The 16241-nt window shown below is 47.9% G+C and carries 10 protein-coding genes; 1 reads left to right on the top strand and 9 read right to left on the bottom strand.

Features of this window, described 5'->3' with window-relative positions:
- Positions 1 to 80 precede the first annotated feature (80 nt).
- The 6 genes from Q4Q46_RS09550 to Q4Q46_RS09525 all read right to left on the bottom strand — a co-directional run bounded on the left by Q4Q46_RS09550 (position 81) and on the right by Q4Q46_RS09525 (position 12826).
- Positions 81 to 7616 (bottom strand): Ig-like domain-containing protein, encoded by a 7536-nt coding sequence (locus tag Q4Q46_RS09550; protein ID WP_311905831.1) that lies wholly within the window; start codon positions 7614 to 7616, stop codon positions 81 to 83.
- Positions 7617 to 7710: 94 nt separating this feature from the next.
- The gene (locus Q4Q46_RS09545; protein ID WP_006083631.1) at positions 7711 to 8310 is read right to left on the bottom strand and encodes a phage tail protein; all 600 of its coding nucleotides are present in this window, start codon (positions 8308 to 8310) and stop codon (positions 7711 to 7713) included.
- A 243-nt stretch (positions 8311 to 8553) separates the two neighbouring features.
- Positions 8554 to 9042, bottom strand: coding sequence for a GNAT family N-acetyltransferase (locus Q4Q46_RS09540; RefSeq protein WP_311905830.1), 489 nt, complete (start codon positions 9040 to 9042; stop codon positions 8554 to 8556).
- Complete coding sequence (locus tag Q4Q46_RS09535) at positions 9032 to 10192, bottom strand: hypothetical protein (protein ID WP_311905829.1); 1161 nt, start codon at positions 10190 to 10192, stop codon at positions 9032 to 9034. Before Q4Q46_RS09535 ends, Q4Q46_RS09540 begins: the two co-directional genes overlap by 11 nt.
- A complete protein-coding gene (locus Q4Q46_RS09530) occupies positions 10192 to 12249 on the bottom strand; it encodes a phytanoyl-CoA dioxygenase family protein (RefSeq protein WP_311905828.1) in 2058 nt (685 codons plus the stop codon). The genes Q4Q46_RS09535 and Q4Q46_RS09530 overlap by 1 nt, the downstream gene beginning before the upstream one ends.
- Positions 12227 to 12826, bottom strand: a complete 600-nt coding sequence (locus tag Q4Q46_RS09525) for an aspartyl/asparaginyl beta-hydroxylase domain-containing protein (protein ID WP_311905827.1) — start codon at positions 12824 to 12826, stop codon at positions 12227 to 12229. Before Q4Q46_RS09525 ends, Q4Q46_RS09530 begins: the two co-directional genes overlap by 23 nt.
- A gap of 167 nt (positions 12827 to 12993) precedes the next feature.
- On the opposite strand from Q4Q46_RS09525, the gene yrfG reads away from it, so the two are divergent.
- Positions 12994 to 13656, top strand: a complete 663-nt coding sequence (gene yrfG / locus Q4Q46_RS09520; protein WP_311905826.1) for a GMP/IMP nucleotidase — start codon at positions 12994 to 12996, stop codon at positions 13654 to 13656.
- A gap of 78 nt (positions 13657 to 13734) precedes the next feature.
- Here the strand turns inward: yrfG and Q4Q46_RS09515 are convergent, their stop codons facing one another.
- From Q4Q46_RS09515 to gspL, 3 genes are read right to left on the bottom strand one after another with little or no spacing between them, the layout of a single operon-like run.
- Complete coding sequence (locus Q4Q46_RS09515) at positions 13735 to 14496, bottom strand: type II secretion system protein N (RefSeq protein ID WP_259513003.1); 762 nt, start codon at positions 14494 to 14496, stop codon at positions 13735 to 13737.
- A gap of 14 nt (positions 14497 to 14510) precedes the next feature.
- A complete protein-coding gene (locus tag Q4Q46_RS09510) occupies positions 14511 to 14987 on the bottom strand; it encodes a type II secretion system protein M (protein ID WP_006083638.1) in 477 nt (158 codons plus the stop codon).
- Position 14988: 1 nt separating this feature from the next.
- On the bottom strand, positions 14989 to 16176 hold the full coding sequence (gspL, locus tag Q4Q46_RS09505; RefSeq protein WP_311905825.1) for a type II secretion system protein GspL: 1188 nt from the start codon (positions 16174 to 16176) through the stop codon (positions 14989 to 14991).
- Between the last annotated feature and the right edge of the window lie 65 nt (positions 16177 to 16241).

Raw genomic sequence — 16241 nt, 5'->3', positions numbered from 1 at the left:
ACACCTTCAAAATATTCTCAAATATGATGTTTCTATTAGAGAGTAAAAAGGGGCGAATGCCCCTTTTGATATGCTAACGCTTAAAATTGATAACGTAGATTGAGCTGGTAACTGAGGAAGTCATTCGGCTCGATATCCACATACTGATACCCCAAGCCAACTGACCAAGCGTCGCTCACTTGATAGCTAAACCGCACACCGGCATACCAATCAATGCCATCAAGCTCTGTGGTTAAACGGCTATTGCCCATAGTGCTACTGATATCTGCTTGCCATCGAAATAATCCGATAGGTACTTCAAACCGCCAAGCATCATGCTGCAGTAAGGTTAAACGCAATCCCAACATCACGCCATCAGCCAGTACGGGGGTCACGGCTTTGACCTGCTCATGATATTGCGCCGGAGTCAGACTTGCACCCTCAATCCGCGCACTTCCATTACCAAAGTCGGCATAGCCTAATTCGATTGCCACCATGGGAGTCCATTGATAACCCACACTTAAGCCAAACGCAGTATCTTTGTCATCAACCGATGTCACTACGCCCGCTGCAGCGTCAGACTGTAACTCTCGTCTGCCGCTATCAACCTGAGCTTGGCCGACAAAGCCCTCGACATACCAGTTATCAGCGGCATTCGCTTGAGTCACTGTGCTGGCGAGCAACACAGCACCCAAGACCACTTTATGTAATTCACGGCGGCGAATTAAACCCGTCGCAACGATCAAGCCTAATGCCCACAAGGCCATACTACCTCCACCCGATTTGTTATCAATCACCACTTCTTGATAGGCTTTAACAGTAATCAACACTTGTCCTATTGCCTCACCACCCAGCCCATCACTAATCCGATAGCTCACAGTATCGACACCATCGAATCCTGTTTTAGGGATATAACGCAGCTTGTTAGTCTCAATGGATACTGTCCCTTGCTGCGCGGTTGCGCTGACTAAGGTTAAAGCATTGCCATCTGGATCGCTGTCATTACTCAACACATCGAGTAGCAAGCTCGTTCTGTCGTCGGTTGCGGCGCTGTCGTTGACTGTCGTTGGCGCGGTATTGCCACTCACTATCACAGTCAACTCACTACTTGCAGTACCACCTTTACCATCAGTAATGCTATACACCAGCACATCCGTACCGATGAAATCGGTTGCTGGCGTGTAACTTAGTTGCTGATTAGCCAAGATGACGGCGGTACCAAACTCGCTAGTCACTTGTGTAACTGTCAAGGCATCACCATCACCATCGGTATCATTGGCGAGCACATCAACATCGAGGCTCTGATTCCAAGGTAAAGAGGCCGTATCTGGGTTCGCCACCGGTAAATGGTTGCCATTGAGTATCACGGACACGCCACTTGGATCGACGATAGTACGGTTAGCGACGCCATCGTCATCGTTTGGTCCACCATCTTCTATGGTTAACTGCACACACCAATGGCCTTCAGTTAATCCAGAAGTCCAACGACTGTCTCCCGGTGGAGGACAGAAACCACGCTCACCTTCACTACTGGCGACACTATTGCGCGTATCAATCACAAAATCCTTCCAACCATTTTGGGCTTGATACTTACGATATACCGCATTGGCAGGAACTGGCGAACGTTGTGGTATCACCAGACTGTAACTCTGCCCTTGTTGTGGCAATCCCGTCGCGATGAAGTCAAAAATACCGCCGACATTGGCCGCTATGCTGTCTTCTGGGACAAGATCAGGTAATAGTTGAATACCACTTTGCTCTTGCATCAGTGCAATATTACCTAAGCGTAAGCACACGCCAGCCTGCCCCTCAGCCAAGAAGTACACAGGCTGTAATTCACCTTCGGGCATAATGTTACAGTCGTTGACCGCATCCAAATAATCAGGAATACCGTCACCATCCGTATCGGTAAAGCCTTCTTGAACATCAGGGATCAAATCACCGTCCGTGTCTGCGCCAGTCAATACAGGTAAGCTTGAACGCACCACAATGTAGACTTTCTCTGTGGTAGACAGCGCTGGCAAACCATTATCAGTAACCGTCACACTCACAGTGTAAATGCCCGGCAGGACAGATACTGGAGAGAAGAACATGCCCGCGTCATCGGATTGTAAGTTCAGCGAACCGCTTGCCCATGTTGCCGTTAAGCTATCCTGCATATTGGCGTCAGTGATATCGGCATCAATGCGTACATCACCGCCATTTTGCGCCACAATAAATTGGTGCACTCCCGCTTGAGTCACATCCAACGTTACCTTAGGCGCAATATTCGCTTCGGTGATCAACACCTGAGATTGCTGCTTACTGCCCAAGTTCAAGCTAGGATCTAGATTAATCAGCACATCCTCATCCACTTCGACCTCACCATCTTCAAAGGTGCTAAAGCGGATCTCAGCTTGTTGGCCCGATATCACTTCGACCACCCCATCAACCAAATCATGATCACTGCTACCTGCAGAGCCTGAAACGGTATAAGGCACAGAAAGTGGATATACGGGTGCGGCGCCATTAAGGTGCACACTCACCACTACCTCATTGCCCTCACCCACAAGCTGATCTTTACTCAAGGAGATCAGTGGATGTACTTTCACTTTTTGAGCCTTGATCGCCTTATTACCATCGCGGTCTACAGCTTGCCAGTAAGCTAAGTAGCTGCCAGGTGCGAAGAATAGACTCTTATTCACCAGAGAAACGGGCAATGGATGACCGTTACGATCGACCGCTTTTGCGAAGCCAAGCTTAACGCGAGTAAATAGGCCCGTCGCATTCACATCGACATCGTCAGGCAAAGTGATCACTGGCTGATTTGCCGACTCAGCGCCTTCAATTAGTACATTCACTTTGGCACTTGCACGCCCCTTGTTACCATCACTGATGGTGTAGCGAAGCGCCACAGGCCCGACATACGCTTCAGGCGCAGTAAAGCTCAAGCCCTCACTGGTGATTTGCACACTGCCGATATCCGCAGCCGCACCATCAATCGTTAAGGTATCACCATCGACATCAACATCGTTCGCGAGCACCGCAAGCGCATAAATATCGTTGGCGGTACTTGTTAAGGTGTAGTCGTCATCAACCGCTTGCGGATCATCATTCACTGGCGTGACATTAATAGTGACAGTTGCAGGCTCTGAACTCAGCTCGGCATCCTTAGCAATAAAGCTAAACACGTCTGTTCCATTGAAATCCTTCTCAGGGGTATATAACCAAACAGTGCCATGTTGCTCTAATGTGCCGGATTCTGGCTGACTCACCACTTCATAGGTGAGCGGATCATTATCCACATCCTTTGCCGCAAGGGTGATAGCCACAGAACTATCTTCCTCTAACGTCACAGTTAAACTTGTCGCCACAGGCGCATCGTTGACGTTGGTCACAGTGATGCTGAAGCTTTGCTCTGCCGTTAAGCCGTCCGTGTCGGTGACTTTCAGTGTCACCGCATGGCTGCCCACATCGGCATTGCTTGGCGTACCACTTAACACGCCCGTAGCCGCATTGAAGCTCAACCAACTCGGTTTAGTCACCGCGCTCAAGGTCAGTACATCGCCCACATCGGTATCACTCGCCACAAAGGTGTAGCTGTACGCCGCATCTTGAGTGGCAGCTGTGATGGCCGTTGAACTGATGATCGGAGCGTCATTGACGTCTACCACAGTTAAATTAAATGCAGGTAAACTCGCAGACAAAGTGCCATCGGAGACACTAATAATAATCCCGTTAGTTACACCAACATCTTGATTAGATGGCGTACCTGATAGGGTGCCTGTTATTGGGTTAAAAGTCGCCCACACTGGTTTATTTAGGATGCTAAAGCTTAGTGTATCTCCCGGAGAATCAGCCGCTGTAGGCGTAAACAGATACGAAGCACCTTGGTTAATGGTTAATATGGGTGAACCCGTAATCGTGGGCGCAGAATTGGATGGCTGAGGTGTCACACTGTTTGATGCCGCAGAAACAGCACTTGTTCCTGCAGCATTAGTTGCGGTAACGGTAAAGGTGTATGCAGTGCCATTCGTCAAGCCTGAAAACGTGATAGGCGAAGCAGTACCATTCACCGTTGCGCCCCCAGGACTCGCTATCACGGCATAGCTCGTAATTGCAGAACCACCGTTAGAGATTGGAGCTGTAAACGAAACAGACGCTGAACTATCACCTGCGACCGCAGTAACGGCAGTGGGCGCGCTAGGCTGTACAGGATTAACCGCAAATGTTCTGCTCACCTGTGTAGCAGGTAAATAGCTACTATTACCTGCTTGATCTGCATTAATAGTACAGCTACCTGCCGTCACAAAGGTCAGCACACCACCGGAGGTAATTGTACACACGCCCGTAGTGGATGAAGTAAAGACAGGTGTTAAGCCTGAATCTGACGTTGCCGTAAGTGTTGGCGTAGTACCAAAGTTTTGTGCACTAGGAGTTGCAAAAGTAATGGTCTGGGTTGCTGCCGGAGTAATCGAGTTAGATGCAACCGATGCCGCACCTGATCCAACTATGTTATTTGCTGTTACTGTAAAAGTGTAGCCCTGACCATTAGTTAAACCCGCTATCACAATTGGAGAAGCTGTACCATTTACCGGCGCCACATGTGCTGGGTTTGTTGTCACTGTATAACCTGTAATCACAGAGCCACCAATATTTACCGGAGCCACAAACGCAATGCTGGCTAGGGTATCGCCTGCCGTAGCCACTACCGACGTCGGCACACTGGGAGCAACTGGGTTAACGCTGAAAGAGCGGCTCACTTGCGATGCAGGCAGGAAGGAGGAATCTCCGGCCTGATCGGCATTAATGGTACAGGTGCCAGCAGTAACGAATGTTAGTGCACCACCGCTGGTGATGGTACAAACAGCGGTAGTCGATGACGTGAACGTTACCACATAGCCAGCGCCAGCTGATGACGTAGCCGTCAACGTCGGCGAAGTACCAAAATTCTGCGCGCCCGGATTATTAAAGGTTATGGTCTGTGGCGCCGCTGGTGTAATGGAGTTTGAAGCCGCAGATGCCGCGCCAGGGCCTGCTGAGTTGGTGGCCGTAACGGTAAAGGTATAGCTAACACCATTAGTTAACCCGGTTACCGTAATCGGAGATCCCGCCCCAGTGCCGATAAAGCCGTCTGGCGAGGACGTTACGGTATAACCGGTAATATTGGCGCCCCCTGCGCTGGCGGGCGCGACAAAGCTGATACTCGCCTCACTATCGCCTGCGGTTGCAGCGCCGATAGTCGGTGCGCCCGGAACGATGGCATTAACAGCGAAGGATTGGGTAACTTTTGTCGCCGCATTGGTTGCGGCATCACCCGCCTGGTCGGCGTCAATCGTGCAGCTGCCCGCGGTAACAAAGGTTAGGGCGCCGCCGGTGGTAATAGTGCAAACCCCGGTAGTTGCGCTGGAAAACGAGACAGCGTATCCGATGCCTGCAGATGAAGTTGCTGTCAGTGTTGGCGTCGCACCAAAGTTTTGTGCCCCCGGATTGGCAAAGGTAATTATCTGATTAGCTTTGGGGGTTACGGCGTTGGATGCACCAGAAGCAACACTGGCTCCAATGGCATTGGTCGCGGTAACGGTGAAGGTATAAGCAGTACCGTTGTTAAGCCCGGATACCGTAGCTGTACAAGCTGCCGGGCCGGCGCAGGTGCCAATGGCGCCATCAGGGCTTGCGGTAGCGGTATAAGTGGTAATGGCTGAGCCACCGTTATTCCCGGGGGCAGTGAAAGTAACGCTGACTTGTCCATCGCCTGCGGTAGCAGTGCCTATGGTGGGGGCATCGGGGGCTGTTGGAATCGCTACTGTGTGTGTCAAGCCGCTTGTATAGGCCGCGGGGGCGGAATTCCCCGCTGCATCGCTGATATTGGTAGAACCATTCAGATTGAGCTTGATGGTGCCATTACCTATGATACCGCTGACCGTCACTGTTACACTTGAGCCCGAGTTTGCGGAGACACTGGAGATAGTGCCCGTCGCTGTGCCTGTGGTACCAAGCGCAAAGTCATCCGTTGAAATATTGCTGACCGATTCACTGAACTGCACTGTGAAACCCACACTGGTGTCGGTTGATGCCGCACCACCATCAGGGACAGTACTGTTTACAAAGGGCACTGCACCATCCACAACTATCGCTTTATTATTACCCAAGGAGTTAGCAGCGCCGGGTGAAGCCAACGTAAGAGTCGCATTGTTAGTAGCGGCATCGCGGATGGTTCCGCTATTCAATGCCAAGGAGTTAGTGGCGGCATAATCTAGGTCACTGGACGTATCGCCGGACTGAATGGTGTAGTTGAATGTCAGCGCACTGGAACCACTACCACTTGCGTAGTCAATCGTTCTATCCGTTGTACCCGTATCCAGCGTTAGTTGCGGGGTACCAGTGACGATCACCACTTCGCTAAAGTTAACTTGGATACTAATGATATCGCCCAGTTTGTAAGTGCCGTCCGCGGTGCTGGCATTAACAGATGAAACCGTCGGGGCGACGCCATCGATAGTGATATTTCTATTCGCACCCAAAGAGTTTGCTGTACCGGGTGAAGGCAAGGTCAAGGTGGCGTTGTTACTTGCCGCGTCGCGAATAGTGCCACTATTTAGCATCAATGAATTGGTAGCAACATAATCTAAATCGGCCGAAGTATCGCCAGACTGAACGGTGTAATTGAATGTTAACGTACTGGAGTTACTACCGCTGGCGTAGTTAATGGTGCGATCAGTGGTGCCTGTTTCAAGTGTGAGTTGAGGTGTACCAGTCACCAATACTGCTTCATCAAAATTAACCTCTACACTAATAACATCCCCGACTTTGTAAGTACCGTTTGCAGTGCTGGCTGTGATAGAGCTTACTGTAGGGGCGACAGAATCGGTAACAAATGCACCCGTTGCGTTATACCCGATACCGCTGCTAGTACCTGTTAACATGGAGGAATTAGTCTGGCTATCGTTGACTGTCGTACCGCTGGCTTCATTCAGCTTCCAATACCCCAGCAGGCCGGATTCATTGCCTACCAACTCGATACTGCGGTTATTTTGAATCTGCACTTGCGTGCGCGCACTACTCCACATACGTATATCATCGATACTACCGACGAAATCATCTACCGCTCCGAGGTTCTGCAACCCAAACACAAGATTGGTCACTCCAAATCCCGTATAATTAGGAACGCTACTACGGGCGCCTTGATCTAAAACGTTTATTCCCTGTGCGACGCCATCAACATAAAAATCCCAAGTTCCATTATCAAATACAACTGCAATGTGATACCAGGTTCCTGTGCTTAACGACAACACATTACTTTCTGTCAGGCAACCAAAATCACACTCAAGATCGACAGTTAGTTTACTTGAGTTAAATATGAGGCCACCGGCATCGGCACCGCCAGTGAAATCCACTAAATTGATAGTCCCACTGACGTTAGTAAATTTGGCCCAAAACTCCAGTGTAAATGTTGTTCGATTAGATAGCGCAGATCCCGCATTTGTCAGCGTTACGGTATCACCAGTTGTAAAGTCAAAAGAACGGTTTTGTGCGCTAGCATAGAGGGAGGTCATCGCAAAAAAACTGCCTACAATGAACATTTTCAAATAAGAATGACAGAATCTAGTCATAATATGCTTAAAAGCATGAATCATTTTGTAAGCATGTTGCAGCATGACACATCCCCTAAATTAGCTTGTTTTAAATACAAGTAGCGCACAATCCTTGCGCGCATTTGCACTTACAGATTTAAACCATATTGTTTCAGATTTAATTACGAGAAGGGAAAAGCCCCTCAAGAGCAATAATGAAATTAACAACTTGGTAAGGTTGTACGATATGCACTGGCATATTATTACCGGCAATACCAGTATTTCCATTTACGTTAACCGTTGTGGTGGCAGTCGCAGGCGACAGTGTGGTGTCTGGTGCGGTAGTGCTAAAAGCATTAAGAGCAGTTAGCCCACTAACCACTTTGGCGGGTACCGTGGTTGGCCCTGGAATAGCGGTATTACCGTTAGCGGAGGAGGCTCCCAATGCAACGCTCGTATTTCCTGTTCCATTTAGTGCCACGGAATGAACATGCGCGGGTAATTCATTGGCAGTCAATGTCACATTTTCAGTCCCACCCGTTTGTCCAAGGTTATATTGACTCATGCCAGGGCTTTGGCCTTGATGCACAGGCACACGCCCTTGCAGGTTAGGCAGTGCAAAAGTCGTTTGGCCATTGCCACCATATGTGGTGCCTAGAATTGCAAAAAGCGCAGAGTTTTGCGAGACGGACAATAATTGCCCATCACAAAAGGCCCAACCACGGGGAGCGAAATTACCAGCGAACATAGAGATTTGACCGATAAATGGATCTGACATTGTTTTTCTCCTTAAAATCACGATTTTGTCTATTTAACGTTTTTCAACGAAATGATTACTCACGACATTTAATCGACAGCGAGTTCCTTTTGCTGATTACAACATCATCCACATCACACGATGAGAGGACTATATAGATAACCTAAATCAAAAACAAAACAAATTGATTACAATTAAACATACATTAAAAATCAATAAACACAATTATACAAAAATGAATCAGTGTAAATTATCACTCTCCACTTAACGCCATAGCATAGATTCATAGGCGCCAGAGTAACTTTCGAGCTTAAACCCATGCTGTAGATAGAGCTTTTTAGCTTGAGTATTTTCACTCTCCACAGATAAACCGACTGGTAAATGGCGTTTCATCGCTTCTTGCTTAATGGCCGCTAAAATGGCCGAACCAAAACCGCGTCCCTGCATACTTGGTATAATAATAAAATCAATAAGATGAATCCTATATTCACTGATATCAAGCATCACTTTCCCGATGGTTTGCTGTTGATAGAACAAGATATAAGTGTTGGCATTTGGATATTGTTCCCGATAAGAGGCTTGCTGCAGTTGATATTGTTGCGCCAACATAGTGTCAACCACTTCACGGGGTAAACCCAGTCCATAAAAGAAAGGTTTTGTAGAATAAAAAAGCTGCGCCATAAATAGGTTGTCGTTTGCATTAGCGGCTTTAGCACTTAAACCTATTCGTGAATTGAACTCATCAAATATCATGCTTTTTATCCCAATATAAACGCTGCAACAGTTGGTTATAGGTCATAAATAATTGCTGCCACGATGGGCTTTGCAATTCACGAAGAGGGACTGGTTCATTTGATACAACAGGCGTAAATAGTTGCCCCTGCTGTTTTGCATCAAAACGCCAATGGTGTTGCCAGCGCTCAATCTCACCTTCAGATAATGGCCATCCTAAGATGGTAGAGAATGTTGTGGGTTTAAAATCTTTTAATTGATGATAATCAAGTAGAATAGCTCGAGAAGATTGGTATAAAGCGGCAGATAATTGCGCAAAATGCTGTAAGACGGTGGTACGAAATTCATCTAAGCTAGGCTCAGTATTTTCCATCTGTTGAGTATGCAGTTCAGTTGGAAGTAAACTTTGCCCTCCAGCCATATGTCTCCCTGCAACTCGTTGATGAGAAAACATAATATCCTTAGGATTGCGTATCAAGCATAACACTCGGCTCTTAGGGTAAAGTTCGAGTAACATGGGCCAGCAGGCCAGATCCCATGCATTCCACTTGATCACTAACTCACGCTCGCCCAGCCTCAATCGCCCCTGTAGTCTTAAGCATAAATCGACGAGCTGAGGTTTTAGTGCCAAAGGCCAATGGTCATCATGCATAACATCGCTACATAGCATAGATTCAGAGAGCACTCGGCAAGTTTCTAGCAGGGCAAAGCTGCTCGACACTAGCGTCGAACCACAACGCGACCAGTGAAAAATCATCAAACTTGGATTTACGATAGGCAAACTTTCGCGTTGGGATAATAGGGGTTCGAGCAAGGTTTTAGGTTGGATAAAACTGGCGAGCAAACAACGACGAGCATCACTGATATCGTCCTCTAAGAAGGGTTTAGATAACCTATGAAATGCGGGAACCCAACTCACCGTTTTATGTTGTGAGTGATAACGACAAGGGAACCAGGCTTGACTGAAGCGATCTAAATCTGGAATAAAGCTATCTTGCTGCAAAGCAATAAATGCGAGCATGTGTTCCAAACTAAGCTCTGGCCAAGCAAGAAAATCCGTCATCAGCGCGATAAAATGTTCCACATCATTCGCTCGATGCAGTAAAAACAATGACTCTGGTTGATGTAACAATTGCCAATAGCGTTGCTCCTGTTCTTTAAAATCAACCATTAGCAAGCCATAGGATAAAAGTTAATGTATTGCACCATTCGCGGTATCGTCCCACGATTAGGACTGGCGCCGTGGGGCAAGGCATGGTGCCAAATGATTAAATCACCTGCATTTGCGGCTATGGGTTTAATAGGCCACTTGCTCCAATCCTGTTGCTGAAGCTCGATATCCGTCTTGTTTTGCTTTTTGTTTTGTTCGAGAAGCCATTCTTCTATCTTGAGATGAAATCCTGGGACACAAGAAAATGCGCCTTGGTCAACACTGGTATCGGTTAAGTAAATTAACCCTTGAGTGCCAAACTCAACGGGTAGCTGCAGTGGCATATCCCAGTGCATATCTGGCCCGGGAAAACGCCAAGTTGGCGTTTCAGGTGGATTAAAGCTGACTCTATCGGTTGTCATGACTAAATCCGTTCGCTGCCACAACTGTTCAAACACTTGACGGATTTTGGGGACTTGTCGATTCGCGTCCAGTTGAGGATGGCGAAACAGTTGTAGCATTATTTTCTGCATAAACTCATGAGCTTGATACCAAGTGGCTGGATCTTGTTCATTGGCACCTAACTGCTGCCAAATAAAATCTCGAGTTGCGGCGCATTGCTCTGCCGAGAGCACATGCGGGATCACTAAGTAGCCTTCACTACGCCAAAAATTGAGTTGTGACTCGCTGAGTACTGCAGCCGGATTTGAGTCTTCAACCTCTATTGAATTTAAATCATCGACTTCTGGCATTGTGAGCGCAAGCGTTAATCCATGGGAAATAGTGCTTAATTGCTGATTAATTCCAGCAATATCCGCGGCTGTCAGCTTGGCTATTTGCTGAATGTAAGCAACAAAAGCTGACTGATGATCGTGTTGGTATAAAGCTCTTAGACCCGGCTCTAGCCCTATGCCACAAAGATCCAGCAAGGTTTTATCTAAGTGCCATTCATTTGCCCGTTCAGTGAATGGCACTCCCCGCTTACGTAGCTGTATCTTTTGCCAAAGCCGCTGTAAATGATAAATGCCTAAGCAGCTCAGATCGTCACTCGACACCAGTACTGGTTTTTGCTCTATAACATCAAAAACAAAATCGGGATAAGCGCCCTGCTCATATCGAAAAGCAAGGCATGAAAGAGGCTTAAGCCATTGCTTACGTCGATATCGAGGTAGAGTGAGTTGGGATTGGTGTTCGCTCAGCGTGGAATTACCATAGACTTGAATGGAAGTCGTGAACTTAAGCGTTACCGCACTCGGGCTGAAATCGGGGAGCAGTAAAGTACCAGCCAAGAAGCTACGATCTCCATCGGCAAGTAAGCGCGCAGTTTGCAGGTTGAGTGCAAACAAAGGCCCTAAATAATGCGTCTCAGCTAAATCCTGCACAGTACAACACTCAAGCCAAGCGTCTAGTTCAATGTTTTGCGGAATCAGCACGCCGCCATCCGCAAGATACGCCTGTAAGTGGCTGAATATCTGGACTTGAGGCTCCTGTTGCAGCAGATGCTTCATGGTTTCAGAGACTATCATATCGAACTTTACTGCAGCTTCTGGTTGCCAAACTGTGGCGTCGGCGCAGACATACGTTGCCACACGATCTGCTAAATCAAAGTGTTCAATAAGCTTGGTGACTTTATCTAACGAGGCAGGGTGAATGTCGAGCAAGGTGACTTGAATCTGACTGGCAGAAAACAGCGGCAGTAATGGTAATAACAACCAGGCAAAAGGTCCTGTACCCGCATACAAAATCTGTATTGGCCGTTGCGGATTTAGCGCCAACTTATCCTGTATGGCCTGATAAATGCCCTGAATAAACACTCGCCCACGCTCAGGATCTTCAGCACACTGCGCCGCAGTAGTGAGCGACACAGCTTTACCAAAAGGTGTAGTACTCGCCTCAGTATCCAAAAAATACTCGGGGTGTAATTCAATCTCGGTCATGGCACATAATTGCGCCAGCATAGGGTCGATAAGTCGTTTAGCCTCCCCTGCCGAAGAGGCCTGTAATAGCGCGTTGGCGAAGTGAATTAACGCTTTAATATCTGCACTTTGTCCTGATTCAAGCTCTGATCTTTGCGGCATAGACTAACTCCCTTAGCCAAGTATTCACTTCGCAATCAATCACTAAGTTGATCCGCGCATCCTGCCCTTTATTTTCAACCCAATGGACTTGGTCGGCATTGATATACCAAAGCTCTCCGGCCTGCATAGGTACACGTTTATCGTCCACGTAAAAATTGAGTTGTTTATTCGTTTGCAGTGGCAAATGCAGTCTTGCCTCACCTTGCTCTAGGCAGAGCCCTTGATCTCTATGGGGTTTGATTTCAGCCCCCGCATGTAAGCGCATCAAACGCACTGATTTCACTGGGCAGGCTAGGGATTGCAGAAAACGGCATAATGCAGGGCTCGATTCGAGACGAGGCAGATCATGCCAGTGATCCGGTGTAGAGATTGAGAAGGCTTGCAAGATAGGATGTGCTGTTTGATACTCGGCGGCGCAGCGCAAAGGCAATACATCCCAACCGCCCAGACCCCCTTGACGATAATCACGCTGATTTACGTGGGGTAGCCAGTCTTGCAGCAGCAAAGCATTCAGCTCTTGCTGTAAACTAAGGGAGTTTGGAACTTGAGCTAATAGGGCAAAAGAACAGATATCCATATCCAACCGCTTAATTTTCACACTAAAAATAATTAGTCATCCAAGACTAGCACAAAGATGTAAGCATACAAGTTACGGGAATAATCATCATAGCGACCACTGAGAATTACCCTGCTCATACGTCAATCGCAGGCGTTGTTCATCATGCAAAGAATAGGAAATACCCAATGTTTAACTGGAAGACTATCGATACGGTTCTGCTCGACATGGACGGCACGCTATTGGATTTGCACTTCGACAACCATTTTTGGCTGAGTTTAGTGCCACTGGAATTAAGCAGGCAACGGGGTTTGAGCACGGACGAAGCGCAGCAGTTAGTTGTAAATGCCTATGAGAAAGTCGTCGGCACACTCGATTGGTACTGCCTCGATTATTGGCAGGAGCAGCTACAACTCGACATTATGGGTTTGCATCGCACTTTGGTGGATCGCATTCAGCTGCGCCAAGACAGTATGCCGTTTTTGGCGGCCTTAGCCGCTGCGGGTAAACAGCGCATTCTGGTGACCAATGCCCACCCTAAGAGTCTCGCCCTAAAGCTTGAACATACCGAGCTGGCCGCAGGGCTTGATGCCATGATCTCCAGCCACGAGACGGGCTATCCCAAGGAACACCCACAATTTTGGCTGACCTTGTTTGAAAAGTTTCAACTTGAGCCGAGTCACTGTCTCTTTATCGATGACAGCGAACCCATACTCAAGGCCGCTAAACTTGCCGGTGTGGGTCATCAATTAGGGATTGCTAACCCAGACAGTAAAAAGCCAGTCAAAGTCTTTCAAGATTTCCCCGCGATTACCGACTATCACTCGCTACTCAATGATCTAACACGATAAAAAGACAATAAAAAAGGCACCTAAGGTGCCTTCGTTTTCATTCATAGTGCAGATCTATCATCGCGCGCTGAAACAGCGCTATAGCCCAGGAATACGACCCTGATATATCACAGGGAAATAACCGTCGCTGCCGCGTTTGCCTAGCATACCCAGTGACTTACGCATATCTTCTGGTTGCTCAGCCGTTTCTTTAATCTTAGCTGCTACTTTGACCATATTGCCTTCGTCTAACTGCAAAGTGCCGACGATGCCGAGCTGATTTTTAGCTTCATCTGTGGCTAATTGCGCTTTGCCATCAACGCAACTCAGGCCAAGTTCAATATTGCCTAGTGGATAGTTGCCAAACTGGTTTTTAACATTGGTTTGATTCAAAAACAGCTTACCAGACAACTGCTCGCACCAAGGTTTACCTTGCTCTAACGTCTCGACTAATAGGCTAACTTCACCGGATATTTCGGTTTTAAAGGGCAGTTTTGCATTGCCGAGTAAAAAGCTATCTGGCGCTTCGAAACGTAAACCCTGCGCACTTAAGCCGCCCATGGACCAAGAGATTAATCCTTTAGCGCTAACCGGCGTTGCACGGCTGCCCACTTGAAAATCAACTTTCACTTTACCTAACAACAAGGCCCAAGGGCTGAGATCCCAACGCACTTGTTCTAACTGGCGTTGCGGCATACTTAAGGTTTCTATGCTGCCAGACCAAATACTGCCGCTCACACCCGAAACACTGATATTTGCAGGTAATGGCGCTAACGCTATCGCAATCTTAGCGGGAAATAGAACGACTAAAAATACTAAATAAATCAGTACGCCTATGATGACTTTTTTTATCAAACTCACAGCTACACCTTAATTTATTGCGACAGTTGGATACGTCTAACTTTGACATAGCCAGGGGCATCGGCCTCTGCCAAATCAACACTTTCGAGTGAAAGTCCTTTTTTCTGCACTAACTCACTCAAATAACCTAACAAGGCATCAAAAGGAACATCGTCCATCCACACTTGGATCTTATCGCCTTGGGGCTGCATACGAGTAATCACTAACCCATAACTGCCCGCAGTTTGGTTAACCACTGAGCTTAAACTGCCCGACATAGTCGGTTTAGCACCGTTCTGCTTCAAACCCGCAATTTTATTCGCCGTTTGTTTTACATAGTTCAACGTCTGTTGCTGTGCAGTAAGGTTACGTAATGCATCGGCCTCGGCAGTGGCGATTGGTGTCCAAACACCCCAATAAAAAATACCTATGACTAAGAATACCGAACCAAAACCGACTAACTGCTGCTCGCGCGATGCGAGCCCTTGCCACCAAGTCCGCAAATTATCCATCTTATTTGCTCCTCAAGGTTAAGGTACTGGTGACTTGATCTTCACCGCTATTCATAGTGCCGCCGTCGAGTTGGAAACGACGTCCAACGATCTCTTTAAACTTCTCGATTTGCGCGTAGTTTTTCGCACTCACTTGCATGCGGATCTCATTACGCGCGCTTTCGAATCTTAAGCTATTAGGTTTAAGTTCAGGTACTTGCTTAAAGGCATCCTGCAAACCATCGAGCATGGCAAAAAACTCGGCACCAGTGCCCTGTCCTTGCAATGCGCGTAATTGACTTTCCATCTGCGAACGCAGGTTAACAATGCGCGAATTCCCCGGCACCAGTTGCTGATAAATGGATTCGCTCTGGGCTTTAAGATCGGCAATCTGACCATTGACTTGATGTATGGTCAGCCCTTTATTCACTAAGGCCAGTACACAAGCGATGGCGATAACGATGGCAGCACTCTTCCACATCATCAACTGCTTGCTGTATTCGCGCTTAGGCGTGTAAACGCCGCCCAGTAAGTTCACTGGCGCATGCAAAATACCGCGGGCTAACACTAACATAGGCAGCTCGAGTGATTGTGGCTTAAGCTCAACACCTTCGAGTTGCATATCGGTATAACTGGCGACAGACACTTCGCCCTGTGCGGGCCTAAGTTGTTCCAGCGCAATCGGTAACCAAGGCAAAGGTAAACTCTGGCCCGTGGCTAATCCGGTACGCAGTAATAGTTCATTACCAAAATTCATTGCCGCCCATTGGCACTCTTGCAATGGTAAGGCTAAGCAGTCGGGTACGATGCGCTTCACTTTTAAACCCGCTTCGGTCAAACAACTCAGCCAAGTCTGCATTTGCTCATGGGCCACGGCGACCACGCTTAAGGCATCACCATCACGCGGGCCGACGGTAAAATGCATGGCATCGACGTCCTCGGCTAAGGCTTCTTCGAGCATAAAGGGCAAGGCTTTCAAGGCTTGGCGTTGGCCTTTTTCGGGCAAATGCACGCTAGTGAGTGTCATTGCCGCGGCGGGCACTAACACATCGACGGGACGATTACCCGCACGCTCAGTCAAGGTCGACAAACCTTGGGCATTGGCGAGCTCGCCAGAGGCGATAATTTCCTGTTCTTGCTCAGACCAAACGAGCCAAGAGCATGCTTGCTCTGCTGTTCTGCCTAAGCGAATAAATAGCCGTTCACTCACAGTTTTTCTCCACCAGTCCCAGTCAAGAAAGCGTGACTGAGCTCGTTGCTATTATTTTTGTCCAC

The organism is Shewanella vaxholmensis, from assembly GCF_031932135.1.
GTDB classification, from domain to species: Bacteria; Pseudomonadota; Gammaproteobacteria; order Enterobacterales; family Shewanellaceae; genus Shewanella; species Shewanella hafniensis.
Note: the sequence above shows the minus strand (reverse complement) of the source record. Positions and strands in the feature narration are given on the sequence as shown.

What these genes read in the sequence shown, in the direction of transcription:
- Q4Q46_RS09550 (WP_311905831.1), bottom strand. Translation starts at nt 7,616, where the DNA reads ATGCTGCAACATGCTTACAAAATGATTCATGCTTTTAAGCATATTATG.
- Q4Q46_RS09545 (WP_006083631.1), bottom strand. Translation starts at nt 8,310, where the DNA reads ATGTCAGATCCATTTATCGGTCAAATCTCTATGTTCGCTGGTAATTTC.
- Q4Q46_RS09540 (WP_311905830.1), bottom strand. Translation starts at nt 9,042, where the DNA reads ATGATATTTGATGAGTTCAATTCACGAATAGGTTTAAGTGCTAAAGCC.
- Q4Q46_RS09535 (WP_311905829.1), bottom strand. Translation starts at nt 10,192, where the DNA reads ATGGTTGATTTTAAAGAACAGGAGCAACGCTATTGGCAATTGTTACAT.
- Q4Q46_RS09530 (WP_311905828.1), bottom strand. Translation starts at nt 12,249, where the DNA reads ATGCCGCAAAGATCAGAGCTTGAATCAGGACAAAGTGCAGATATTAAA.
- Q4Q46_RS09525 (WP_311905827.1), bottom strand. Translation starts at nt 12,826, where the DNA reads ATGGATATCTGTTCTTTTGCCCTATTAGCTCAAGTTCCAAACTCCCTT.
- yrfG (WP_311905826.1), top strand. Translation starts at nt 12,994, where the DNA reads ATGTTTAACTGGAAGACTATCGATACGGTTCTGCTCGACATGGACGGC.
- Q4Q46_RS09510 (WP_006083638.1), bottom strand. Translation starts at nt 14,987, where the DNA reads ATGGATAATTTGCGGACTTGGTGGCAAGGGCTCGCATCGCGCGAGCAG.